20 protein-coding genes and 2 pseudogenes are annotated in these 24,056 nt (G+C 60.6%); 10 read left to right on the top strand and 12 right to left on the bottom strand.

Features of this window, described 5'->3' with window-relative positions:
* Positions 1-17 precede the first annotated feature (17 nt).
* The 3 genes from AC1ECN_RS06775 to AC1ECN_RS06765 are packed head-to-tail and all read right to left on the bottom strand — an operon-like array spanning position 18 to position 6,774.
* Positions 18-2,702 carry a carbohydrate-binding protein gene (locus tag AC1ECN_RS06775; protein ID WP_477952563.1) on the bottom strand — a complete coding sequence of 895 codons (2,685 nt, stop codon included), beginning with the start codon at positions 2,700-2,702 and terminating at the stop codon, positions 18-20.
* An 11-nt stretch (positions 2,703-2,713) separates the two neighbouring features.
* Positions 2,714-6,253: a molybdopterin cofactor-binding domain-containing protein gene (locus AC1ECN_RS06770; RefSeq protein WP_130674477.1), complete on the bottom strand. Its 3,540-nt coding sequence runs from the start codon at positions 6,251-6,253 to the stop codon at positions 2,714-2,716.
* On the bottom strand, positions 6,250-6,774 hold the full coding sequence (locus tag AC1ECN_RS06765; RefSeq protein ID WP_130674478.1) for a (2Fe-2S)-binding protein: 525 nt from the start codon (positions 6,772-6,774) through the stop codon (positions 6,250-6,252). The genes AC1ECN_RS06770 and AC1ECN_RS06765 overlap by 4 nt, the downstream gene beginning before the upstream one ends.
* Before the next feature lie 351 nt (positions 6,775-7,125).
* Here AC1ECN_RS06765 and AC1ECN_RS06760 point away from each other — a divergent pair, with 351 nt between their 5' ends.
* The 6 genes from AC1ECN_RS06760 (at position 7,126) to AC1ECN_RS06735 (ending at position 12,296) form a co-directional block, all read left to right on the top strand.
* Positions 7,126-8,262: an FAD-dependent monooxygenase gene (locus tag AC1ECN_RS06760; protein ID WP_130674479.1), complete on the top strand. Its 1,137-nt coding sequence runs from the start codon at positions 7,126-7,128 to the stop codon at positions 8,260-8,262.
* Positions 8,259-9,056, top strand: a complete 798-nt coding sequence (locus tag AC1ECN_RS06755; RefSeq protein ID WP_130704775.1) for an alpha/beta fold hydrolase — start codon at positions 8,259-8,261, stop codon at positions 9,054-9,056. The genes AC1ECN_RS06760 and AC1ECN_RS06755 overlap by 4 nt, the downstream gene beginning before the upstream one ends.
* Positions 9,057-9,146: 90 nt before the next feature.
* Entirely contained in the window at positions 9,147-9,899 is a 753-nt protein-coding gene (locus tag AC1ECN_RS06750; RefSeq protein WP_003554953.1) for a maleate cis-trans isomerase family protein, read from the top strand.
* 58 nt (positions 9,900-9,957) lie between these two features.
* The gene (locus tag AC1ECN_RS06745) at positions 9,958-10,599 is read left to right on the top strand and encodes an N-carbamoylsarcosine amidohydrolase (RefSeq protein WP_018495020.1); all 642 of its coding nucleotides are present in this window, start codon (positions 9,958-9,960) and stop codon (positions 10,597-10,599) included.
* A gap of 45 nt (positions 10,600-10,644) precedes the next feature.
* On the top strand, positions 10,645-11,679 hold the full coding sequence (locus AC1ECN_RS06740) for a 2,5-dihydroxypyridine 5,6-dioxygenase NicX family protein (RefSeq protein ID WP_018068297.1): 1,035 nt from the start codon (positions 10,645-10,647) through the stop codon (positions 11,677-11,679).
* A 128-nt stretch (positions 11,680-11,807) separates the two neighbouring features.
* Positions 11,808-12,296: a MarR family winged helix-turn-helix transcriptional regulator gene (locus AC1ECN_RS06735; protein WP_018483767.1), complete on the top strand. Its 489-nt coding sequence runs from the start codon at positions 11,808-11,810 to the stop codon at positions 12,294-12,296.
* Between the two features lie 440 nt (positions 12,297-12,736).
* On the opposite strand, the gene AC1ECN_RS06730 is transcribed toward AC1ECN_RS06735, so the two are convergent.
* The 4 genes and pseudogenes from AC1ECN_RS06730 to AC1ECN_RS06715 form a co-directional block, all read right to left on the bottom strand.
* Complete coding sequence (locus tag AC1ECN_RS06730; RefSeq protein WP_164592939.1) at positions 12,737-13,249, bottom strand: GNAT family N-acetyltransferase; 513 nt, start codon at positions 13,247-13,249, stop codon at positions 12,737-12,739.
* Between the two features lie 3 nt (positions 13,250-13,252).
* Positions 13,253-13,555 (bottom strand): type II toxin-antitoxin system TacA family antitoxin, encoded by a 303-nt coding sequence (locus tag AC1ECN_RS06725; protein ID WP_027688576.1) that lies wholly within the window; start codon positions 13,553-13,555, stop codon positions 13,253-13,255.
* A gap of 590 nt (positions 13,556-14,145) precedes the next feature.
* Positions 14,146-15,054 (bottom strand): annotated as a pseudogene (locus tag AC1ECN_RS06720) (ArdC family protein); the annotation flags it as partial.
* 269 nt (positions 15,055-15,323) lie between these two features.
* A complete protein-coding gene (locus AC1ECN_RS06715; RefSeq protein WP_477952560.1) occupies positions 15,324-16,214 on the bottom strand; it encodes a LysR family transcriptional regulator in 891 nt (296 codons plus the stop codon).
* Positions 16,215-16,311: 97 nt separating this feature from the next.
* Between AC1ECN_RS06715 and AC1ECN_RS06710 the strand changes: the two genes are divergently transcribed.
* Positions 16,312-16,554 (top strand): helix-turn-helix domain-containing protein, encoded by a 243-nt coding sequence (locus AC1ECN_RS06710; protein ID WP_051320218.1) that lies wholly within the window; start codon positions 16,312-16,314, stop codon positions 16,552-16,554.
* A 205-nt stretch (positions 16,555-16,759) separates the two neighbouring features.
* Here the strand turns inward: AC1ECN_RS06710 and AC1ECN_RS06705 are convergent.
* Both AC1ECN_RS06705 and AC1ECN_RS06700 read right to left on the bottom strand, forming a co-directional pair.
* A pseudogene (locus tag AC1ECN_RS06705) lies at positions 16,760-17,365 on the bottom strand (nucleotidyltransferase family protein); the annotation flags it as partial.
* Positions 17,358-18,287 (bottom strand): XdhC family protein, encoded by a 930-nt coding sequence (locus AC1ECN_RS06700; RefSeq protein ID WP_477952558.1) that lies wholly within the window; start codon positions 18,285-18,287, stop codon positions 17,358-17,360. The gene AC1ECN_RS06700 and the pseudogene AC1ECN_RS06705, both read right to left, overlap by 8 nt.
* Positions 18,288-18,322: 35 nt before the next feature.
* On the opposite strand from AC1ECN_RS06700, the gene AC1ECN_RS06695 reads away from it, so the two are divergent.
* Positions 18,323-18,589 (top strand): hypothetical protein, encoded by a 267-nt coding sequence (locus AC1ECN_RS06695; RefSeq protein WP_164592931.1) that lies wholly within the window; start codon positions 18,323-18,325, stop codon positions 18,587-18,589.
* Positions 18,590-18,801: 212 nt separating this feature from the next.
* Here AC1ECN_RS06695 and AC1ECN_RS06690 read toward each other — a convergent pair whose 3' ends face one another.
* Positions 18,802-19,299, bottom strand: coding sequence for a DUF3788 domain-containing protein (locus AC1ECN_RS06690; RefSeq protein WP_164592929.1), 498 nt, complete (start codon positions 19,297-19,299; stop codon positions 18,802-18,804).
* 715 nt (positions 19,300-20,014) lie between these two features.
* Here AC1ECN_RS06690 and AC1ECN_RS06685 point away from each other — a divergent pair.
* Positions 20,015-21,238 carry a DUF7482 domain-containing protein gene (locus tag AC1ECN_RS06685; protein ID WP_477952557.1) on the top strand — a complete coding sequence of 408 codons (1,224 nt, stop codon included), beginning with the start codon at positions 20,015-20,017 and terminating at the stop codon, positions 21,236-21,238.
* Positions 21,239-21,298: 60 nt separating this feature from the next.
* The gene (locus AC1ECN_RS06680; protein ID WP_164592926.1) at positions 21,299-21,751 is read left to right on the top strand and encodes a hypothetical protein; all 453 of its coding nucleotides are present in this window, start codon (positions 21,299-21,301) and stop codon (positions 21,749-21,751) included.
* Between the two features lie 628 nt (positions 21,752-22,379).
* Here AC1ECN_RS06680 and AC1ECN_RS06675 read toward each other — a convergent pair.
* On the bottom strand, positions 22,380-22,916 hold the full coding sequence (locus AC1ECN_RS06675; protein ID WP_477952555.1) for a peroxiredoxin-like family protein: 537 nt from the start codon (positions 22,914-22,916) through the stop codon (positions 22,380-22,382).
* Between the two features lie 63 nt (positions 22,917-22,979).
* Positions 22,980-23,891 carry a glycine betaine ABC transporter substrate-binding protein OsmF gene (osmF, locus tag AC1ECN_RS06670; RefSeq protein ID WP_164592922.1) on the bottom strand — a complete coding sequence of 304 codons (912 nt, stop codon included), beginning with the start codon at positions 23,889-23,891 and terminating at the stop codon, positions 22,980-22,982.
* Positions 23,892-24,056: the final 165 nt, after the last annotated feature.

The raw sequence follows: 24,056 nt of genomic DNA, 5'->3' as shown, positions 1-24,056 counted from the left end.
GGCTCTATGACTTCCGGTCAGTTTGTCAGCGGGATGAGTTTCGGTGCTGCGGCCAATCCACTCTTGTCGAGGCTGTCGCCGAGGTAGGGTGTATTCTTGTAGTACCGATTTGCAGCCGTGTTAGCGACGTGCAGTTCAAGGCTGTGGACGCCAGGGGTCAACCTGCCGAGAGCAAAATTGTAGGGCCGCCAGCCGCGGCGACCGATCTGCCTGTCATCCAGCCGGACAGTAACCACCGTATCGACGGCGGGCAGTTCGAGGACCCAATCGGCCTCATCGCCGATTTCGAGCGTCAACCGGTAGATGCCCGTCCCGGAGAAATCGGCAAAGCCCTGCATTTCCCAACCGGTTTCGACCGAGATCGGCACGAATTCAGCATCAGGCCCCGGCGCGAAGCTCCAATCGTCGACAAGCGGTACGGCACGACCATCGTCGACGACAGGCTGATCCGAGAGATGACCTTCCCGCGCTACCGTCTCCGGCACCTGCCGCAATCGAAGGCAACGCACGTCCTGCGGGCCAAGAACGACCGTCAAATGCTCAAAGGCGAATACCTCGTTTACCGTGCCTGTTGTCGCCGACCAGACTTCGCACTCGAAGCCATCTCCGAAGGAAATCTCGCTGACGCGTTCCGTCGAGCCATCGTTGAACAACACGATCCGCCACCAACCATCAGGCTCGTATCCGATCCATTGCCAAGGCTTATCAACCGAATGGCAGGCCACATCGGGACCGGTCGATCGAAGCGACCGCAACAGAGCGCCCACATCACCGTCACCGGGCATCCTCTCGATATGCATCGAAACCTCGACAGCCTCGCGTGTTATACCGTCGCAAACAGCGGACAGGCTATCGCCTGAAGACCAGACAGCACCACCCGCCGCCTTGAAGACGGCGAGCGTTTGCAAGGTCTTCGTCGTTTCGAGCACGGTGACGGACGGCAGAACGACAGCATCGAAAATAAGGCCGGACGCGCGCAGGTGGCCGTTCTCGATCGTAGCGGTCGCCAAATCGGCCTCGCTGACGAACATGAAGTCGCAGCCCTCTGCTAGGAGCCCTTTGCACCAGGCGCCGATATGGGTTGCATGGCTGTGGCGCGGCCCTTCTGCGAAAGCTGTATGAAGAGGATAAAGGATAGCAACCGGCGTGCGGGGCGTGGCGCCCTCGATGAAGGCGGAAATCCGTGCCGTCTCCTCGGCAAACAGATCGTGGTAGCTCCACCACGGCTCGAAATTGATGCCCGGCCCGAAATCGAAACGTGGATTGGAAAACGGCGTCGGATCGTCGTCGCGCCCATCCGTCTGGTAGACGCCGTGCCAGAGGAACTGTCGGCTCCCGAGGCAGTGAAGCCGGATGGCCTGCGCCCGCATCGTCTCCAGGGTCAGTTCCCATTGCCCGGCGGCACGCACGGGCGTTCGCTCGGCGCTGGCATAAGTTTCGACGACGCATCGGCTGCGACCATTCGAACGGGCAACGGAATCGCCGAGCTTCGGCGCCAGCTGCGCCACGAAATTGTTGGAATCAACGGCCGTCTCGTGCCGGTAGGCATCGATGCCGAAGAAATCCACTGCAAGCGCCACCCTGGGGTCGATGCTGGTAAAACCGCCGTTCAACGACCAGGAACTGACATGCGGCAGGATCTCGTGCCCGGTGAGGACGATCCCCCTGCCCTCGGCCCATCGGCGCAACGTGCCGGAGAAGGCCTCGTTCATCAGGGCCGAATAGGCGGCGTAGAATTGGGCGCGCAGTCGCAGGGTTTCAGGCCCGACGTCACCCACCAGCGCCAGCAGGGCCCTGGCGAAGGTCTCTCCCGTGCCGCGCGACACGGCGTCCGGCAGGGTCGGCGCATAGAGCAGGCTGTTGCCGAGGTCACCGGAGATCTGGCTCCACTTGTAGAAACCCGCCGCCGGCTGGTCGTAGAATACGAAGCCGACGGGGTCGGGCACGAGATCGCCAAGCGCCTCGATCAGCGGATCGAGTCCGACTTCGATGAACCGCTCCGCAGCCTCCGGCAGGAGATAATTGATCAGCCGCGAGGTCCTCGACCGGGCGCTGACGAACACCGTGAGCACCTGCCCCCCATCGGGCACGCCCTCGAACAGGTAGCTGCACGACGTTCGGTCGCTTTCGACGACGAATGTCCGCGCCGTGACGTCGACCACCTGGTCGAGGCTGTCGATGCCGACCGACGGATGCAGCAGCGCTGCCTCGACGGTCCACTGGCACCACTCGACGATGCTGCCCTCATACTGCCACGCGACGATATCGGGGCCCATCGTCCGGGTGAACGGCGGATGGATGCCGCTGATCTCGCCCCGCGCGTCTCCCGAGGACGACCAGAACAGGTGGCGCTCGCGCAGGTCGTCGCGGTCCACGACCGTCCGGCCGCCGGCGTGACCGCTGATCCAGTTGTAATCGTCGTAGATTCCGAGCTTCAGGCCCAGCTTGCCGGCAATCCCAGCCGCAACACGATAGGCGTCCAGAAAGGGCGGYGACAGGTAGTCATCGCGCGACATTGCGAGACGGGCCTGGATCAGGATCGTGCCGATCCCCTTCTGTTTGAAATCGGCGAGCTGCGCGTGGCAAACGTCCTCTGCCGGGATCGAATGCCAGAACCAGTAGGCCGACGGGCGAAACGCGGCTGTCGGGTTCTCGAACAAGTCGCGGCGGCCGATATCCTGCTCGGTTCGGATCTGCTCCAACTCGTCTCTCCCTAGTGGCTTGCTGCCGTCACACGTTGCATGGCTTTGGTCGTTTCCATCCAGGCCGGCTTGTCGGGGGCGAAGCGCGCTCTCAGATAATCGGCGAGATCCTTGATCTGGCCGTCGTTCAGCGTCTGGCGGAAAGCCGGCATCGACATCACCTCAGGGGCTTGGCGGCCGGTGGTCTGCGCCAGGATTGCAGGCGCCTCGACACCCTTCAGGATTGCCTGGATAAGATTGTCCGGGGTCGCCGCATGAAGGTTGCTGTTGAGCGCCAACGACGACAGGATCGTGTTTCCAGTGTGGCATGTGGCGCAGGCGCCGTTGAACAGGCGCTCGCCCTTCGGCGATATGCGCGCGGCGGAAGCCTTGGCCGCTTCGCTCGCGGCAAGGGCGGCCTGCTTCTGCGCCTTGCTATCGGCGGGAGCCTCGTTGAGACCTGCGAGATATGTGGCCATGGCGCGGATATCGCTATCCGGCAGCGGCTGCATGACCTCGACGACATGCGCCATCGGGCCGGCGGCACTGCCGTGATCGCGCGAATGTCCGGTGCGCAGGTAGTCATAGAAGGCGTCTGCCGTCCAGCCGACCGGGCCCTTGGCGAACGCATTCAGGGCCGGCGCCTCCCAGCCATCGGCAAAGCCGCCGGCAAGCCGGGCGCTGCCGCTCTTTTCCGCGCCGAGCACATTGCGCTCGGTGTGGCAGGCCGAACAGTGACCCAGGGTCTCGACGAGATAGGCCCCCCTGTTCCACTGCGCATCGCGGGTCTCGACATATTTGAACGGCTGCGCCTTCAGGAACAGCGCGTTCCAGCCCGCCATCATTGCGCGGATGCTGTAGGGGAATTTGAGCTTCGTCTCCGGCGCTCTTTCGGCGACCGGCGCCTGCGTCATCATGTAGGCGTAGAGGGCCTGAAGATCGGCATCCTCGGCGCCCGCGAACGAGGTGTAGGGGTGCGCGGGATAGAGGTGATGGCCGTCGCGGCTGATGCCCTCGCGCATGGCACGTTCGAAGGCCGGGTAGGACCAGGCGCCGATGCCGTTTTGGACATCGGGCGTGATGTTGGTGGCATAAACTGCGCCGAACGGCGTGTCGAAGCGCCGGCCACCGGCAAAGGGTGTTCCGTCATTTCCGACATGACAGACATTGCAGGCGCCGGCCGCCGCCGCCAGCCGGCCGCGCTCGATGGTGGCGGCGCTGTAGACATTGGCGTCCGGCCGCTGGATGGTGCCGATCGCCGGGCGCCATGGAGATGCCATGGTCGCGATAGCGGACAGAGCCGCGACGGCACCGACGGCTGACAGACCCATGGTCCACCACTTCCGCCTTTTCGCGACCGGAGTGACCGGCGTTTCGTTCGTCTTGCCGTTCAGAGTTGCGAGGACCAGTTCCGGCGTCAGCGGCAGTTCGCGGAAACGAATGCCGGTGGCATCGTAGACGGCATTGGCGATGGCCGCGGCGCTGGGAACGGAGGCGGACTCTCCGACGCCGAGCGGCGGCTCGTCCTGCCGCGGCACCATCAGCACGTCGATATCAGGCACCTCGGGGAAGGTGATCAGCGGGTAGCCGCCCCATTCCTTCGACTGCACGGCGGTCGAGGAAAATTCGACCTTTTCCTTCAGAACCCGGCTGGTGGACTGAATGATGTTGCCGTGGATCTGGTGGCGCACGCCGTCGGGATTGATCATCATTCCCGAGTCCTGCGCGCAGGTCACCTTGGTGACCGCGATCTCGCCGGTCTTCTTGTTGACGGCGACATCGGCAACCCATGCCGCCCAGGCGGCGGCCTTACCCGGAAACGGCCCGTGGACGTAGACGGCATAGGCAAATCCACGGCCGTAGTGCAGATCACCTTCGCCGCCGAGCGTGCCCCATGTCGTATGCGGCACCCACTTCGCCCGTTCGGCCAGCGCGTGCACCAGGTCGACGGCGCGTGGGTCGTGGAGATAACGGAGCCGGTACTCGACCGGATCGACGCCGGCGGCGGCGGCCAGCTCGTCGACGTAGCATTCGTGGGCGAATGTATTCGGCATCGCCGACACGCCACGGAACCAGGAGGCGCGTGCGATCGGCGGCATGTCGTGCACGGTTACGCGCAGGTTGCCGTAGGCATAGGGCGGGATGGCAGTACGATCGCCCATCTGCACGACGTCGGAAACGGGCGGCAGCTTGCCGGTGAGGATCAGGGGAAGGGTTGGCGCCAGATTGGAGGGATAGCGCGTTTCGAAATCATAGGCGGACGGACCTCCCTCCAGGTCCAGACCGCCGCGCACATCCATGATCTGGGCGGCGCCCTTCGGCTCCCAGGCATGTTCCTGTTCGCGCGTTAGCTGGACCCGGACGGGTGCCATGACGGCCCGCGACAGCAGCGCCGCGTCGGCTGTCACGTCATCGGCGCAGTTGCGGCCGTAACAGCCGGCCGCCTCCAGCCGCTCGACCCTAATCTGCTCTTCCGGCATGTCGAGTAGCAGCGCCAGATCTCGGCGCATGGGATAAGGGTTCTGGGTTCCCGACCAGACGGTCAGCCCGGCGTCATTGTAATCGGCCACCGCGCAGGACGGGCCGATCGAACCGTGCATCTGGTAAGGCCAGACATAGGTGCGGTTCATCGGCTGGGCGCTGCCAGCCAATGCCATGTCGACATTGCCGCGATCGGCAAGCTTGCGTGGCGTCGACGGATTGGCACGCAGCGCCTTCTCCGGCATGTTCAGATCCGGCCACTCGGGCGGCGCGCGCCACACGACCTTCAGGCTTCCGGACGCCTCGATGGCGATTTCCTCACGGGTCGCGACAACACCGACGAAATCACCGATGGCGACGACGCCGACCAGCCCGTCGATATGCGCGACCGAGGTCTCGTCGATCGAGATTAGGCTGTTTCCGACATGCTCGCCGTGATCGAATCCGGCATATGGCGGGCGAATAACGCGGCCGTGCAGCATGCCAGGCACGCGCACATCGTGGACATAGGTCCAGCGCCCGGTTGCCTTCTCGGGAATATCGACGCGCGGGCGCGACGAGCCAACCAGTTTATAGTCCGACGGCGGCTTCAGCGGCGCATTGCTGTCGATCGACAGCCTGACGTGGCTGCCGACGACAACATCGCCGAAGTTCAGCTGCCAGTTCTCGCCGCCGTCGGTACGGATAGTGCCGTCCTCCAGCCGCAGCCGCTCAATCGGCACGCCGACCTTCTCGGCGGCCTTGGCGAGAAGATGGCGGCGGGCGGTCGCGGCGGCCTGGCGCAGCGGCACTGAGGTGATCTGGATGGTTTCGCTTGCGATGGTCGCACCCTGGTTGGGCGCGGCGGTCGTCGTGCCGAGAACCATGTCCACCTGTTCGAACGGCACGCTAAGCTCCTCGGCGACGATTTGCGCCAGCGAGGTGCGGATGCCTGTCCCGAGATCGACGTGGCCGTTGAACGCTGTCACCCGGCTATCGGCCCCTACGGCGATATAAAGCTCGGCGGCGTCGCCCATCGACGCGTCATTGACAATGAGAAGCGTGCTGGCGGCTGCCATGTAGGCGGACTTGGGTGCTTCGCGGTGGTTCATCGCGAAACCTCCGTCAGGTCGTCGGTCATCGAGTCGACTGGCCGGCCGGCTTTGGTAAGGGTTACGGCGCGGCGCACAGCGGCCAGTATCTCAACATGCGTTCCGCACCGGCAGAGATGGTGCCGCAGAGCATCGCGAATATCGCCCTCGTCGGGATCCGTATTTCGCTGAAGCAGTCCAACCGTGGCGATGATCATGCCGTTGAGGCAATACCCGCATTGCGCCGCCGCCTCTTCGATGAAAGCCTGCTGTACCGGGTGCAGAAGCCCATCCACCGCCAGCCCCTCGAGCGTGATCACGCGTCGTTTGCCGATCGCGCCAAGCGGCACAGTACAAGACCGCACCGGACGGCCGTCGACCAGAACCGCGCAGGCGCCGCATTCGCCCAGGCCACAGCCATATTTCGGTCCATTCAGGCACAGGTCGTTACGCAATATGTAAAGAAGCGGTGTTTCCGGTTTCGCGCTAACGCGCCAAAGAGCGTCGTTGACATTCAGTGAAACGGAAACGGCAGGCTTCACGGGAGCTCCTCCAGCATCGCGCAAATAGCCAGGCCTTTTGCTACTGGACGGATCGCTATACGGCGGGCGCCCTGGCGGCGCGTGCGCATCATAACGATGCGACTGTCCCCGACATCACGCATCTACTGCCCCTTATTTTTATACAAATAGCGTATACGCTTCATATGGAGCACTGGCAAGTCGAATTTCGTTGTTGCAAACGTCGAAAAACGCGGTACGCTGGGATATACAACTAAACCAGCCGCCACGAATGCTTGTCTCGCTTATTGCATTTTAAAGCGTATACGCTATAAGTAAGCCAATTCGCCTGTCGCCAGCGCGATACGGCGAAAAACGAAAAAAGGGGTCGCCATGTCCACCGGAAATGAAAGAATCGCGATCATCGGTGCCGGCCTCGGCGGCGCGGCAGCGGGGGCGCTGCTCCAGCATGCCGGTTTCAACGTCCAGATCTTTGAACAGGCCCCGAGCTTTTCCCGCCTCGGCGCCGGTATCCACATGGGACCGAATGTCCTGAAGATCTTCCAGCGCATCGGCATGGACAAGAAGCTGGTCGATATCAGCAGCACGCCGGCCTATTGGTTCAGCCGGGATGGCCTGACGGGAGACTATCTCTCCCGCATTCCCCTCGAAGGATATGGCGCGACCTATTGTACCGTCCATCGCGGCGATCTCTCTGCCTTGCAGATGGACACCATGGCTCCCGGCACCGTCCAGTTCAACAAGCGATTGACCCGCCTCGAAGACAATGGCTCGGATGTCTACCTCGAATTCCAGGACGGCACCTCGGCGCGCGCCTCGATCGTGATCGGTGCCGACGGCATCAACTCGCGCGTTCGCGAAACATTGCTGGGTGCCGAAAAGCCGAACTATAGCGGCTGGGTCGGTCATCGCGCGATGATCTCGGCGGAAAAGCTGAAAAAGTTCGACCTGACCTTCGAGGATTGCGTCAAGTGGTGGGGGCCGGATCGCCACATGATGGTCTACTACACCACCAGCCGCCGCGACGAATATTACTACGTGACCGGCGTCCCGCACCCCGCCTGGGAATTCGACGGCGCTTTCGTGCAGAGCAGCCGCGAAGAAATGTCGGAAGCCTTTGCCGAATACCATCCGGTCATCCAGGCGCTGATCGAAGCCACCGACGACGTCACCAAGTGGCCGCTGTTCAACCGTAACCCGCTACCGCTCTGGAGCCAGGGCCGCATGGTCCTGCTCGGCGATGCCTGCCACCCGATGAAGCCGCATATGGCTCAGGGTGCCGCCATGGCGATCGAGGATGCGGCCATGCTGGCGCGATGCCTGAAGAAAACCGGATCGCAGGATTACGCGACCGCCTTCCGCCTCTATGAGGCCAGCCGACGCGATCGCGCGACGCAGGTCCAGACCGTGTCCAACGCCAATACGTTTCTGCAGACGCAGGAAGATCCTTCATGGGTCTACGGCTACGACGTCTATGCCGAGCCTATCCTCGACAAGAGCGTCGCATGAGCGCGGCCCCTCTCTACGGGGCGAATGTCTCTGCCAACGGCATTCGCCAGCATTATCTGCGCTATGGCGGCAAGGGTCGGCCGGTCATCCTCATTCCCGGCATCACCAGCCCGGCGATCACCTGGGGCTTCGTTGCCGAGCGCCTTGCCGAACGCCATGACGTCTACGTTCTCGATGTCCGGGGCCGCGGCCTGTCCTCGACCGGTCCGGATCTCGACTACGGTCTCGATGCCATGGCCGCCGATGTCATCGGCTTTGCCCAGGCGCTCGGTGTTGGCGCTCCTGCGCTGCTCGGCCATTCGATGGGTGCGCGCATCGCCATGCGGGCGGCAAATATCGGCGGCGAGTTCTCCCGCCTCGCCCTTATCGATCCCCCGGTCTCCGGGCCGGGCCGCCGGCCTTATCCGAGCAAGTTGCCCTGGTATGTCGATAGCATTCGCCTCGCGCTGGCAGGCATTGATGCCGAGGGCATGAAGGCGTTTTGCCCGACATGGTCGGAAAGCCAGCTGCGGTTGCGCGCCGAATGGCTGCACACCTGCTTTGAGCCTGCCATCGTCACCGCCTTCGAGGACTTCCACCAGGACGACATCTTCCCGGATTTTGCCGCGCTGAAGCGGCCGTCGATGCTGATGGTCGCGGGACGTGGCGGCGTGATCGCGCCGGAAGATGAAGCGGAAATCCGTGGGCTCAATCCCGCTATCGAGATCAGCCGCGTCCCGAATGCCGGCCACATGATCCCTTGGGACGATCTCGACGGCTTCTTCGAAGCGCTTGGAGATTTCCTCTCCCGATAAACGCTAATGGCGGGTCTTTGGCCCGCCATTTTTATTGCCGCAGCGAGAGCGCCCTAATGTGCGCCCGCTCACTCATCAAAGGAGCCGTCCGTGCAGAAACCCTATCGTATCGGCCAGATCGTGCCGAGTTCCAACACGACGATGGAGACGGAAATTCCGGCGATGCTGATGGCTCGCCAGCTTATCCGCCCGGAGCGCTTCACCTTCCATTCCAGCCGCATGCGCATGAAGAAGGTGGTCAAGGAAGAACTGGCCGCCATGGACGCCGAATCCGATCGGTGCGCCATCGAACTGTCCGATGCCCGCGTCGACGTGCTGGGATATGCCTGCCTCGTCGCCATCATGGCGATGGGCCTCGGCTACCATCGCCAGTCGGAAAAGCGCCTGACCGGCCGCACGCAGGAAAACGACACGAACATCCCGGTCGTCACCAGCGCCGGCGCGCTGATCGAGGGCCTGAAGGTGATGAAGGCGAAGAAGATCGCCGTCGTCGCGCCCTATATGAAGCCGCTGACCGAACTCGTCGTGAACTATATTCGCGAGGAAGGCTTCGAAGTGATGGATTGGCGGGCGCTTGAAATTCCCGACAATCTGGATGTTGCCCGCCACGATCCGGAAAACCTGCCGGCCATCGTCCAGACGCTCGATCTTTCCGATGTCGATGTCATCGTGCTTTCGGCCTGCGTGCAGATGCCGTCGCTGCCCGTCATCGCCAAGGTCGAGGCCATGACCGGCAAACCGGTGCTCACCGCCGCCGTGGCCACCACCTATTGCATGCTGAAATCACTGGGACTGGAAGCAGTCGTGCCGGGTGCCGGTGCGCTGCTGTCCGGTGCTTATTGAACCTGACGTTTTTGTCGTTTCCGRCCGCATTGCGGCGGAGGAAAACAAGGAGTGCCCCATGCAGAGTGCTGAAACCAACTATCAGGGCGTTTGGGGCAACCGCATCGGTTTCGGCCAGCGGCCGGCCCTTCTGGTGATCGACTTCCTGAAAGCCTATACGGTGGAAGGCGCGCCGCTCTATGCGCCGGGTGTCGTCGATGCCGTCGCACAAACACCGGCACTTCTGGTCGCCGCGCGCGCCGCAGGCATTCCCGTCATCCACACCCGCATTCTCTATCTCGCCGAGAACTGCGCCGATGGCGGCATGTGGGTGAAAAAGGCTCCGGTCATGATGGCCATGGTCGAGGGCAACATGCTGGCCGAATTCTGCGACGGCGTCGAGCCGGAAAAGGGCGAGTTGGTCATCGTCAAGCAATATGCCAGCGCCTTTTTCGGCACCAGTCTCGCCTCTCTACTTCACACGCAGGGTATCGATACCGTCGTTCTTGCCGGATGCTCGACAAGCGGCTGCATTCGCGCAAGTGCGGTGGATGCCGTCCAGCACGGGTTCCGGACCATCGTCGTGCGCGATTGCGTCGGCGACCGGCACCCCGATCCGCACAATGCCAACCTCTTCGACATCGACAGCAAATACGGCGATGTCGTTTCAAGGGAGGATGCCATCGCCGAAATCGCCAAGATCAAGTCCGACTGTCTGTAACTTTAGTAAAACAGCCAAGCCTTCACGTAAGATAGGGGAACGAGCATGGATCAATTCAGCTTCACCGAAATCTGCCTACATCAGTTGAAGATGTCGGGCGTCCACGAGGGCGAAAAACTCATCGTCCTGACCCAGGGCAACGAGCGCCTCGATTACGCTGACGCCTTCATGGCGGCGGGCATGCGTCTTGGGGCGAAAATGTATCACATGCGTTTGCCACCGGTGCCGCCGGCAGGTGCATGGGCCGTCGGCCAGACCGGACTTGCAGCCATGCCTGACGCGGTCGAAGCCCTAAAGGCCGCCGATATGCTGATCGATTGCATCTTCCTGCTGTTCAGCCCGGAGCAGATGGCGATCCAGGCGGCCGGAACACGTATCCTGACCGCCGTCGAACCGCCGGAGATTCTCGCCCGCATGTTGCCGACAAAGGAACTGCGCGAGCGCGTCGAATTTGCCGGAGAGCTGCTCTCCAAAGCGAAGGTGATGCGGATCACCTCGGCGCATGGCACGGATGTCACCTACAAACTCAACACCTATCCGGCCATCACGGAATATGCGTGCACCGACGAGCCAGGCCGCTGGGATCATTGGCCGTCCGGCTTTGTCTTCACGGGTGGTGACGATGATGGCGTCGACGGTACGATCGTCGTTGCCCCGGGCGATATTCTGCTGCCGCAGAACATCTACGTCCGCGATCCGATCTACTACACCATTGAAAACGGTTGGATCACCGACATTCGCGGCGGCCTCGATGCCGAGCTGGTCAAGTCGTACATGGACGGTTTCAATGATCCGCGAGGCATGGGCATGAGCCATGTCGGCTGGGGTCTTAATCAGAACGCCAAGTGGCATCGCATGGTGCCCGGCGAATTTCCGGGCGGCATGGGCATGGAGGCCCGCTCGTTCTACGGCAATGTCATGTTCTCGACCGGCCCGAACAATGAACTGGGCGGCCCGAACGACACGGCCTGCCATCTCGATATCCCGATGCGCAATTGCTCGCTCTTTCTCGACGATGAGCCGATGGTCCTGAACGGCGATATCGCCGTCAAGGAAATGAAGCACACCGTCAAATCCTGATCGCAACCAACCTGCTTGGCGTGAAAACACGCCAAGCAGCCCGAGCCTCGTATGCCTTGACCGGTGAAACATGCTGTGGTGTTTCCTGCATGGACGCACTAGACGCCGCAACCGATGGACCCGCTAACATGACTGTCAAAGACATCGAACGCCCACGTGAAGCCGCGGTGTCTGAAACCGCCTATGATGTTACCGAGCAGGTGGGTCACTTGCTGCGAAAAGCCTATCAGCGRCATCTCTCAATCTTCCAGGCCAACGCCAGTGACCCAGACCTGACATCCGTCCAGTTCGTCACGCTCTGCGCGCTACACGATCTCGGTCCGAGCTCTCAGGTCGAATTGGTGAAGGCCACCTCGGTCGATCAGGCGACCATCCGCGGGATCGTCGAGCGTCTGAAAGCACGTGGATTGATCGACCTGTCCAAAGACAAAGCCGACGCCCGCAAGGTCGTCATTTCTCTCCTGCCGAAGGGTGAGGCGCTGCTTCAGGACATGTATCCACGCGCATATCTCATCAGCGAAAAAACCGTCTCTCCCCTCAATCCGGCGGAGAGAATTGCACTGCTGTATCTTCTTCGTAAAATTGCGGACGATGAGACCGGAGATACGTCACGGTAATAGTTCAGCGCAGGGCCTATGCCGGCCCTGGTTTCGAAAGGAAGCGAGCCTACGCCCGCATGGGGAAGCGTCATAATTCCCCTTCGTTCGCAGTTGAGAAGTCTTCGTCATTTCACCGGTTGGAGCTGTCAGATTCGATCACCGGCGGTGTTTCGCTCTGCAGGGCGATACGCTCCCATCGGTCGGCAAATGGACCGCAAGCGGTTTTTATATCGATGCCAACCGGCAACTCGCAGCATTCGTCCTCTCCGTTGCTCCCCCAGTTCACCCAGCGTGACTGGCGCCTTTGGACAATCGGGAAGGCGCCGGCACCCGCCGACGGTCCGCTCCGGCTTTCCCGCGCGCCGTCTGCGGCGTCGAAGCTCGGCCGGAGCCATGCCGACATTCCGATGGTCGGGCTGGCATGCTGCGCGCGCCCCTCATTTCCCTTCCCCCATTTCTTATTTGAAGAGCTGTTCGATGTCCGCCATCGGCCGGAACAGCTTCATTGGTTGGTCGGGAAACGGAAAAAAGCTTTCACGCTCGTAGAAGCGGCGCGCATTTTCATCCTTAGCATCTACGACCACTGCGAAGGACGCGATCTCGCTCCTGACGGCCCGAAAGAGGGCATCCGCCAGCAGAAACCGGCCATAGCCCTTGCCTTGGTGGCGTCGGTCGATCGCAAGTCGACCGAGAAGAGTCGCTGGAACGACCGGATAGAGCGGCAGTTTCCGCACTGCCTTTTCGGGCAGCTCCCCGAGATTCACCGCCGTCCACGAAAGGGTGTAGTAGCCAGCGACCGCACCGTCCGACAGCACCAGCACGAAAGGCGCGGCCATGTTCTTGCGGGCATCCTGACCGGCCTGAACCCGGAAATACCGATCAAGCGGCTCCACGCCACTTTCGAACGCAGACCTGTCGTGCTGAGCACCGAGGACCTCGACCCGCGGGGCTTCTCCGATGTCGTCCGCCACCCGTCAGACGTCGGTCGTTTGGCGATAGCGACGCACCGTGTCACGCAGACGATCATTGACCGGCTGCGGGTTGAGCAATGCTTCTACGAAGGTCTCGCTGTCGCGGACCGAGAGGTCCAGACGCTGATGTTCTTCGATTGCCCGACGGGCGGCCTCCTGGACGCTGGACAACACAAAATCAGTCACCGTCCGGCCCTGGAGGGCTGCGGCGCGCTCAATAAGACTTTTCTGGTCAGCCGTTAGGCGCGTCTCAAGACGCTCGCCACGGACCCGTCCACGAGGCGGATGTACTGCAGATTGGACCATCGACATTCTCCTTTTCAACGGATGTACGGCCATTGGCCGGGAAGATCAAGTAGAACGACCAGTTGTGCAACAACCTGCTGCACCGTCAGGGGAGAGATGGTTTCGGCCAATTCTTCCCCGCGACCGCCGCCTGTGCATGGCGGGGCCGMGCGCTCGCAAGACGGCCGATAGCCGTCACTGCTCCAATCGTTCCCATCCGCCGCCGAGCTGGTACGAGACAGCCCACTACTACCTGGGTGGGTAGGGCTCGATATCCGCAGACCAGTAGTGCTTGGCGATGTTCGGGCTGTTGCGGATGACATGGTAGGCGATATCCGGATTGCCTCCTTCAAGAGTGTCCGGGTCCGCACCACAGATTAGGCAATACATTCGTTGATGAACGACACTTGCAAAATATTGCAGAACTGGCGTGGCGTCGTCCTCACCGATTGCTTGCATGTCCTCGGCAGTCTGTTTGGCCGCCTCCTCCGCCGTCGATCTCCTGCTCCCTTTTGCGCAAGAAGCGGTCGCGAGGCTACCTTCCGCTGCAGTGATCGGCATCCGCATCTCTCATGCTCAAGTGAAGGAAAAGACGGCTTACGCCGCCTCCTCTCCTCATCGAGTTCCGGCTGCAACGAATGCAGGTAGTCGACGGCGCGCTGCGCATGTGCCGCCGCCGAAAAGATGGCACGCTTGTCGTGGTGGAGAACCTTCACCCAGCCATCGAGATAGCGTGCGTGGTCGGGGCGTGGTTCGAGCTCGGGCACGATGCCGAGATCGGCGCAGAGAAACGCGCTGCCGAGTTCGGCAATCAGTTCTTCGCGGGCACGTTCGCTCCGGTCTTTTGCATAGCGGCTGAGATCGCGATCCAGCCGTCGCGGTGCCCCGGTCCAATGTGTCATCTCGTGACTGAGGATGGCGACATAAGAGGCATCGTCCCGGAAGGCATCCAGGCATGGCATCTGGATGTAATCACGCTGAGCGGCATAATAGGCAGCCGTACCTCCATGCCGGATCAGTGCGCCGGTATTGGCAAAGAAGCGACCGGCATCGCCGATCCGGCTCATCGGATCCTGGTGAGGTGCGAACTCATCAAAGCGCTCAGGCAGACCGGCGATCTGGTCGGTGTTGAACACCGTGTAGGTCTTGAGGAATGGAATATCCTGTTCGATCTCGGTGCCCGTCTCCGTCGTCTCGGTGCGGCTGAACGAACTGGCAAAGACGACGGTCGTGCCGGTTTCGCCCTTGCGAACGGCGCCGCCGAGTTCGATTGCCTGGTGGAACGTCATCCAGCGTGATGAGGCAAAGCCGCGGGCGATGGCTTGCGACCACAGCAGCAGGACGTTGATGCCGGTGTAGGGTTGGCCGTTGTGGCGCAGTGGCCGGCCGACCTCGGCTGCCGCATGTCCCGTCGTCCAGGGTTTGGTCCATGGCCGCACGCCCTGTTTAAGATCGGCGATGATCGTGTTGGTGATGCGGCTGTAGATATCGGATCGTTGATTGCTTTGCTGCCTGCTCATGTTGGAACCTCCGTTTCGAGGTCGCGGCCATCGCGACCTGCTACGGCGGTCCGAAAGCCGGGCGGCAAGCGGCGCCTGCACCCACAGGGCCGCAACGCAGTGGAGGACGGCAAAGCCGTTGCCGGCGGCGCGAGCCTGGCAGGACCAAAAGCCGGGGCAGGACGCGATGGCACGCAATTGCAGGGGAGGTTTTGACAGAGGCAGACGTGGCAGATCCGCGAGGCGGCGTCACGCCGCTCGCGTCACCGATGAACCGCAGCGCAGATCGCTTAGCTGCCCGGCCGTGCCAATGAGCGGGCGATATCGACAATGTCATCGCGCGAGGCGGTTGGGTCATCCTTGCTCCAGGCAACCCCTAGCCCGATCCGGAAGTCGATGCCCCTGACCGCCTTCAGCTCGAAGGCCCGGTTCGGCAGGCCCTCGGTCCATTCCGGCGCAAAGCCGATGCCAAGCCCGGCCGAAACCAGCGACACCAGCGAATAGGTGTCATCGCARCTATAAGCGATGTTGCGGGTCAGGTCGTATTCCTCGAACTTCTCGTTGAAGTACCGCTCTGTATAGGAGAGGTTCTTGCGGTTGAAGGCGATGATCCTTTCCAAGCGCAGATCGTCGATGGCAATCTCTGCCTGCTCCGCCAGCCGGTTGGTGCGGGCGACCGCCAGCAAATACCGTTCATGGGCGATCGAGGAGAAGCGCAACGAGCCGATGTTTTCCACCGGCCGGATGAAGCCGAGATTGATCTGGCCGTTCTCCAGGCCGCGGATGATGTCGCCGGTATTGCCGCTTGATATATGGATGCGGATATCCGGGTACTTGCGGGCGATCTTGGCCAGAAACGCCGGCAGCACGCCGGTGGTCGCCGGATAGACGGTGCCGATCCTGATTTGCCTTATGGTCTTGCCGGCCACCGCCCTGGTGATCTCGGCRGAMAGATCGACCTCGCTCAGGATCCCGACGCAGCGCTCATAGAAGATCTCCCCTGCCCKSGTCAGTTCCACCCGYCTGGTCGAGCGGATGAACAGSGGACAGCCGAGTTCCCGCTCCAGCGCCTGCACATGATTGGAGAGTGCCGGCTGGGCGATGCGCACCTTGGCTGCCGCCCGGCCGAAGTGCAGTTCCTCGGCCACCGCGACGAAGTAGGAGAGCTGGCGTAGTTCCATGGGGGTTCCTCGATCGACGTGAGGATTAAGCACATTATCTGAATTTAAGATAACTGGAAATCAGATATAATCGAAGACCCCATCTTAGGCAAGGTGGGTGAACGTGGCGAAAACGCTCGGCACGGAAAGGCACAGAGCGCTGATAGCGCTGCTGGTCGAGAAGCGGGAGGCATCAGGTCTCACGCAGACGGAGCTTGCTGACAAACTTGGCGAATACCAGTCGTTTGTCGCCCGATTGGAGAGCGGCCAACGTCGCGTCGACGTCATCGAGTTTCTCGAGCTGGCGAGAATACTAAACTTTGATCCTTTGGACGCCCTGGGCCGACTTGCTAAGGAGTAGGCCGCTGAATTCTAGTGTGCGAGCACTTGTCTAGGACGATTTACCAGCTGAACCGCGAATCATTGCGACCTGGCGGTTATCGACGGAGTCTTTAGCAAGAGAATTGGTCTTGAAGAGATGCGCCCCGCAAACCCGTGATCTCATTGGTGCGGCGTAACGCTAATTTATGGAACCGAATTAGCTCGCTGCCGCGCGAATGGTTCTTCATTACGCCACCGGCCGCCAATACCTCTTGCGGCCTATCGACGTCGAGGCAAGCTGCATCGCCGACATCGACATCGAGCACGGGCAGACCTGACGTCGCAATGACGTCGCGCGCGCCGACGTCGCCCTCAAGTCTCAGCACTGCGTGATTGAGAGAACGTGGCAGGATAACGGGATTGCCGGGCTTGCCGCGTGAGACGGCGCGCACGACGGCCTCGCCGCCCGCGTTGCGAAAGGCGAAAGTCAAGGCATTGAGGTGTGCGGTGGAAATGCCCGGCATATCGGCCAGCATGACGAGAATGCCGTCGGTGCTGTCAGCGTCCCTCGATGTGTATCCTGCGATGAGTGAGCTCGCCATTCCGCTGGCGTAATCGGGGTTGTCGACGACAGTCACAGCGAGCCCATCGAGCGCGGCCTCGATCTCGCTCCTGCGATTGCCCGTGACGACAATAACGGACGCCGCATCCGCACCGATGGCGGTCAATGCTGACCGCCGCACGAGCGGCAAGCCGTCGAACTCGGCCAGCAGCTTGTGCTTCCCGCCTTCACCCATCCGGCTTGCCTTGCCGGCAGCGAGAATGACGATCGCGACCGACGCCTTAGGCATAAGCAACCAGTCTTGCCGCCGCGACATCCGCCAGAACCGACAGGGCGAGCGACGTCGCATCCCGTGTCGGGCCGAACATCCCGATGGGCGCCTTGATACGAGCGATGTCGTCCTTTCTGAAAGCCATGGCTCTCAGCCGCTCGACACGTCGACGATGCGTCCGGGTGCTGCCGAGCGCGCCGATGTAGAACCCCGGCGACCGAAGCGCGGTCTCAAGAATCGCAGCTTCGGCGTCGAGCTCATGATGCAGGAGCACGACGGCCGTGAAGGGGTCGATGATGTCGGCCGCAACCCTGCCCCCCTCGCCCTGTCCTCTGACGATCACGTCGTAACCGGAGGCCTCGGCCAGTCGTGCGACGGCCTGCGCTTCGATCGTCTGGCCGGAAAGGACGACGCGGGTGCGGGGACGGTAGACGCTCAGGAAATCTCGCTCGAGCCAGCACGCCCGTGACAGTGGGTCTACCGCTTCGAGCGTCTGACGTTCTGGCGAATAGGCAAGACCGGCTGCCTGCCGACGTTCGAGACGATCGAGAACATCCCGCAAAGCGCCGACGTCGTTCAAGACATGGATTGCGACGGTGATCCCGCCGCCGCAGGGAAGGACAATGTCGAAGAAGGGAGAGCCGTCGCCGAATTTGACCGTGCGATCCCGTCCCTCCGCCATTGCCAGGAGCGCTTCGGAAGCGACGGCGGCTTCGACACATCCGCCGGAGACATAGCCGCAGAACCGCCCGTCTGCGGCAACCGCCATATGAGCGCCGAGCGCACGCGCGGCCCCGCCCCGGATGTCGACGAGGGTGGCAAGTGCCGCCACGCCAAGACCATGGGCGTCTATCGCGAAGCGAAGCAGGTCCGACGGATCGTCGGTGGACGAGGCCCTGACGGGAATTGGCGCCGTGATGGGCGCGAGTGTCTGATCCATGGCGAATCCTTTTGTGGCGACTGTGATCCGGCGTCGTGACGCCGGCGACACAAGATGTTTTGGGCAGCCGAAGCACGACGCGCCTACCATTTGCGACTTTTGCAGAGGAACGCTCCAAATCACTGAACCCGCGCGACTTGTCCGATTTCAATCCTGTTGTTTCCAAACGCTCGCGCAAGTTTCCCTCGAAGGGGCTGCGATTGCCGAACGACACGATCAAGGAGCGACTGGAGCGAAATTGGGTGCTGGCCGCAGTGGCGCCGCCGGCCTGCTACCGCTTCGAAAGCGGGTTTGAACTGTAAGCTTCCCGCTCGTTCTTCTGCAGGAGGCACACGCCACACCTAAGATCGCATCTATTTTTGTGCGCCAAGTCGATGCCTCTGCGTCAGCGATCCGATGCGAAGGGCGAAGCTCGCCTCGTAGAAGAAGGAGCTTTGGTCTCGCCTCGGAAAAACGACCACTTGGATAGGCAGCTTATCTGCTGCTGGAACTTGCTTCGCTCCGTGACGTCCCATCAATCTGCCATTGCCAGAGGCGGGCGCTTCATAGCTAAAAGCTCCCTCACATCGTTTAGATCGTCTCCGGACGAAATCGCGACGGTCAGCCACTTCCCGTCGATGTACGTCTTGGCGTCATCGTAGAGCTTGACCACTTTCGGGGGCCAGACATAACGTCGTTCTTCAAACTTCTCTCGCTCCGCGCGCCCTAACACCACCACTGCCGAAAACAGACCGTATTCCGGCAAAAGAGTACAGAATGCCTTAGTCTTTTTGTAGCGTAGCGACCAACCGCGTTTCTTACCAGCATAAAGCCACTCAGGTTCGAAGACGCTTGGATAGTAAGTATCAATCCAACGTGTTAGCTCGGTCCAATGCTCGAACGCTGCCGGTCCGATCCAATCGCGAACGACGCTGTCATTGGGCTGTGCTGATTTGTCGGTGATACGGTCGCCGAGCTGAGGAACCATCTCTCCGTGAGGGATTGCTGCCGTCGTACTATTAGATAAAATCATCGAAAGACCTCTTGTTAACGGTCCGGCGGACGCGGGGCGTATAATACGAGGGTCAACTTTGCTCGCTTCTTGAAATCTCTTGCAGAGAAGCCTCTCAAAGCAGGCCTGCCCCGAAGGCCGAGGGCCGAGGCCGCAAAGACGACACCTTTGTCAGCCGAAAAGTCGGGCGCTCAGGAAGGTTTGTCTTGCAATGGAACGAAATCGAGAAAGCGATACCAGCACGAGCTCGGGCCGCGGCCGTAAGGACGGCGAGTGACACATCGCGTTTCCATTTGATCTGCATCTCGAACCTCGAAACCTCCGATCGTTCGCCAATTTCAACCCGCGCGCGGGCACTACGGTTAGGAGATAGGACCATGATGGTCTAAATGAAAATCACCTTTCGGCATGGAGTCGATAGCCGACCGTTATTCATGCGGCTGAGAGAGATCCACAATGAGCTCCATCGGTGTCACTGCACCCGCGGCTGGTGGGCCGATCTGCCCGGAACGACCGCTTCTTTGTCAAGGGCGATGACGGACTGATGGTCGTCAGACACGCGTCGTAAGATTTCGCCGGACTTTGAGCTCCGACTAAGAGCGGCCGCTATTACCATAGCTAGCGGCTATCGAAACTATGGTTAGAGGGAATTTTTATTAGATTTTATTTCGAGGCAGTGTCGCGTCGTTATTGGCAACCCCGGCCATAGCCACGATCTCTGCAACGGAGAAATACCATGAAAGATCATTTGAACATCAGAGCCATTTCTGTCTCCACACTTTTTCTCGCCGGCTTCTGCATCCTCCCAAATGTCACGTCGGCCGAAATTATCAATCGCGGATCGGAGGGATCTCCACTCTCTGAAATTCGCCTTGCTCCCAAGTCGATCTATCCCGATCAATACGCGGTCACAGCACAGCCATCGCCATCGGAAGTCGACTCCGCATTTCTCGGTCCCGTTCTGTTGATGAAGTCAGCCGTAGTCGATCTTGAAGCGGGCACAGCAACTCTGCCCCTTCGACGAGGCAAGCTCGCATCCGGCGAAACGGTTTGGTCAATTCTTACCGACGTCACGAATGAAAATCTTGCTAAATTGCACGGAATTCCGTTTTCGCCAAAGCTCGCTTATGGCATGACCGGCAAAGCCACGCGGAAGGGACATGTCGAACAAGACGGTTCGATCATGTTTCAGGCAGGCAAGGTCGATTTCTCTCCGGAACACACGGTGGTCCCGGGTGATGCGCCAGATTTCTTCCCACCAAAATCCGCAAAGCCAGGCTCTGTGGGCGACGCCGACTACTCACCCCTCGTCGCTCTGGATAGCGCGCCGGGTGTCATCTTTAATATGCCTATGGTCGCCTTCAATGTCTCGGCCGGCGAGCTCAACAAAATGTGCGATGGCAATGTCAAATATGGAAACGTGGAAGACAAGGTTGTCAAAATTTGTCCCCGGGACGGTACAGTGACGCTCAAGCTGACGCTCGGTTACACATTCGGGAAGCCGATCTTCTATCTTTCGACGGAAGCTAATGATCCCGGCCTGGCAGCCTTGGAAGGAGCCACTTATACGCCAGCGCTCAAGGACCTTCCATTTGCATTGGAGGATGCCTCCCAAGGCGAAGCTGCCGAGCGTCTTTACGCATTCGTCAACGGCCCGACCGGAATTGACAATCCATTCCGGCAGGGGCTCGGTAGTGCACTGTCCGACAAGGGGAGCCACGGTCCCCTCAATGTTCTCGGCGGCATCCCGACTATTAATCTCGACTACAGCCCGATGTGGCGCGTCTTCCCGGTAAAGTGGACTGCGGATGCGATCGAAAAGGGATATCGGACCAAGATGACAGATGCGATCGCAATCGAAGATGCCGGCGAAACGGGCATCATTGAAAGCATCGCAGGAGGCAAACCGAAGCCAGTTGGCTTTGTTGTCAACTGCCCAGTCGTCTATCGGGTGAACTGAGTTCATCAAGATGCCGCCGAGGCGATGGCCTTGGCGGCTTACGCTCAAAGGAAGCCCACGATGAAACAATCTCTACTCCCCATTGCCCTTGCGGCAGGTCTGTCATGCACGGTTCCTCTCGCTGCCGAGGCAAAGCCGCCGGTCGTATTGATGGCGGGCAGCGTATCGGACCGGCACGTTTCATTTTCATTTGAAAACGCAAATAACCCATTAAAGTCTGTGCTTCGGATCAGCACCCATCGGGTTGGAAACCCGGGTGCAAAGCTCGCCGTCTCGATCGACAACAATACGAGCCCATTGTTATCCGTCTTTTTGACCAACAAAGAATGCAAGTTCGCGGCCGGCGGCGCGGAGTGCACGATCACGATCGCTGGTCAAACGAAGACGTACCAACGTTTCCTCGCGGCGTTCGCGCGTGGACGGTTCGCGCACGTTTTAATTACGAATGCTGCCGTTATGGAGATGCGGACCGATGTGTCGCTTACGGATTTCACCAAAAGTCTGAAAAGCTAAACGTTTGACCGCCCGAAGGAATTGGGTGGTGTCGCGGAGACATTGGGTTCGCGACTATTGTCTTTCAGGCGCGGCGGTGCCGTCAAAACGACGGATGGAGTAACGATCAAGGCTCGCTGCTTATTTCACACGGCCGACGGGCAATAATTTCTGGCACCGTGTTCTTGCCAGCCCGACGGTTCGGCGGTCTTCACGGTGGGCTTGAGCGCGGCGCGACTGTGGCCAGGCCGGCGGCATCGGGTCGATGGTTTGTCGCACCGTGTTGCCCTGGACATACGGTCCAAGTAGATTGCTCGGGTAAATCAGCGGCGATTGGGTACGCAATGACAGAGGAGCGCATCGAGTGGGAGCAGGATGGGACGGATCCGGGCTGGTTCTATGGCAAGGATATCGGATCGGTTCGAAACAAGACCAGCTATTGCTCTGGTGGATGGTGGTTCCTTCGCAAAGTGGCTGCCCGACACTGAAGAGCATGACATTGGGCCATTCAAGACCAAAACTGTGGCGATAGCTGAAGCAGAGCGCCTCGGCCGCCTGCAGTGACTATAAAACAGGTCAAGCGCGTCACCGCGTTGCGGGAACAGCGTTTACGATTTGTCGCGCCGTCTCCGAGCGCAACGGCTTCGGCTTACACCGGACCGGTATATTCACCTMTCGCGGGATAGTCAGTTTTGATGACGTGGTCCACCGCTTGAACCATCTCGCTGAAATTAGGACGGGAAAACGGCATTGACTGCACTGAGAGGTAGTAGATCGTCTGGTCAGGCTTGATCAAGAACACGCCAGGCTCTGAAAATAGCGCCGGCTCCTCGATGCCGATCGAACTCTTGCCCCGGGAGGACGAGATATAGAGACCCCATTCTCGGGCTCGACCTAATTCCAAACCGTAGCCAAACCTCAGGCTCTTCGCGGCGATCTTTTCCGCCATGCCGCGCGCTCGCGCTTCAAAGTCCGAGCTGATGGCGATTGTTCCAACGCCGCGCTCAGCAAAAGCAGGCGTGAGACGCTCCAACTCTTTAAGGTAATTTGAGCAGACCGGGCAGTGTAGACCACGATAGAAACAGACGAGGGTCAGCCGCTCTGGCGCTTCGGCAGCGAGATCGAAGCGGCCATGGTCGAGAGTGTCGACGACGAGTTGTGGGGCTTTCTGGCGAGGTATGATCATGAAAATCGCTTTCGTGGAGTCAGGTGCGTTTGTTTTGAGACAAGGTATGAAACCGGCGACTGATTACTTCAGGAAACCTTTTTCCTTCAGAAAGCCTTCAGCGACGGATTTCGCCGGCTCGCCATCGACCTGGATCTTGGCGTTGAGCTTGCGTAGTTCGTCAGCCGTCAGGCTCTGGAAGATGGGAGCGAGAATGTCCTGGATCTTCGGGTTTGCCTGCAGCACGGATTCGCGGATGATCGGGGTCGGTGCATAGACGTGCTGCACGCTCTTGTCGTCTTCGAGAACAACCAGTTCGGCGGCTTCGATGGCGCCGTCGGTGCCGTAGACCATGGCGGTGTTGACGCCATTGGTTTGGTCGGCAGCAGCCTTGATCGTCGCAGCCGTATCGCCACCAGAAAGCACGACTTCCTGGTCCGGCTTCAGTGTGAAGCCGTAGGTCATCTGGAAGGCCGGCAGGGCGCCGGCGGAGTTGACGAATTCGGCTGATGCGGCGAGCTTGGCGGCACCGCCGCCCGAAACCCACTTGCCGAAATCGGACATGGACTTGAGGTTGTTCGGTGTAGCAACGTCGCTTCGCACAGCAAGCGCCCAGGTGTTGTTGGCGGGCGCGGGTGTCAGCCAGACGATCTTGTTGGCGTCGTAATCAAGCTTCTTGGCTTCCTGATAACCATGCTCGAGATTCTTCCAGGCTGCGTCATCGGCCTTGTTGAAGAAGAAGCCGGCATTGCCGGTATATTCCGGATAGATGTCGATGTCGCCTGCTGTGATCGCCTTGCGCACGACAGGCGTTGCGCCAAGCGCGATACGATCCTGCGTCTTGATGCCGTTGGCTTCCAGCGCCAGCGCGATGACGTTGCCGAGCAGCGTGCCTTCCGTGTCGATCTTCGATGAAACGACGACGTCTGTGGCGTGCCCGAGGCCGGCAGTAAGGGTGTACAACGAGACTGCGATTGCTAACTTCTTGAGGGACAAAACAAAGCTCCATAGGGACGTATAAAAAAACAGACAGTCATTCGAGCAACGTCGAAAGACACGCAGATCCGTTCACGATCGATGCGCGACCCGTCGTATTGCCCGGATTTGAAGTTCGTAGACGAACGAACCAGGTAAGGATCGGCTGATACGTGATATCGCGAA

This window comes from Rhizobium sp. 01N447_2, assembly GCF_056399245.1.
The sequence above is the reverse complement of the archived record's forward strand: the minus strand, read 5'-3'. Positions and strand labels throughout refer to the sequence as shown.

Excerpts from the sequence above, each read along its gene's own strand:
- AC1ECN_RS06770 (WP_130674477.1), bottom strand. The coding sequence starts at position 6,253 with ATGAACCACCGCGAAGCACCCAAGTCCGCCTACATGGCAGCCGCCAGC.
- AC1ECN_RS06760 (WP_130674479.1), top strand. The coding sequence starts at position 7,126 with ATGTCCACCGGAAATGAAAGAATCGCGATCATCGGTGCCGGCCTCGGC.
- AC1ECN_RS06755 (WP_130704775.1), top strand. The coding sequence starts at position 8,259 with ATGAGCGCGGCCCCTCTCTACGGGGCGAATGTCTCTGCCAACGGCATT.
- AC1ECN_RS06745 (WP_018495020.1), top strand. The coding sequence starts at position 9,958 with ATGCAGAGTGCTGAAACCAACTATCAGGGCGTTTGGGGCAACCGCATC.
- AC1ECN_RS06740 (WP_018068297.1), top strand. The coding sequence starts at position 10,645 with ATGGATCAATTCAGCTTCACCGAAATCTGCCTACATCAGTTGAAGATG.
- AC1ECN_RS06725 (WP_027688576.1), bottom strand. The coding sequence starts at position 13,555 with ATGGTCCAATCTGCAGTACATCCGCCTCGTGGACGGGTCCGTGGCGAG.
- AC1ECN_RS06700 (WP_477952558.1), bottom strand. The coding sequence starts at position 18,287 with ATGGATCAGACACTCGCGCCCATCACGGCGCCAATTCCCGTCAGGGCC.
- AC1ECN_RS06690 (WP_164592929.1), bottom strand. The coding sequence starts at position 19,299 with ATGATTTTATCTAATAGTACGACGGCAGCAATCCCTCACGGAGAGATG.
- AC1ECN_RS06685 (WP_477952557.1), top strand. The coding sequence starts at position 20,015 with ATGAAAGATCATTTGAACATCAGAGCCATTTCTGTCTCCACACTTTTT.
- AC1ECN_RS06680 (WP_164592926.1), top strand. The coding sequence starts at position 21,299 with ATGAAACAATCTCTACTCCCCATTGCCCTTGCGGCAGGTCTGTCATGC.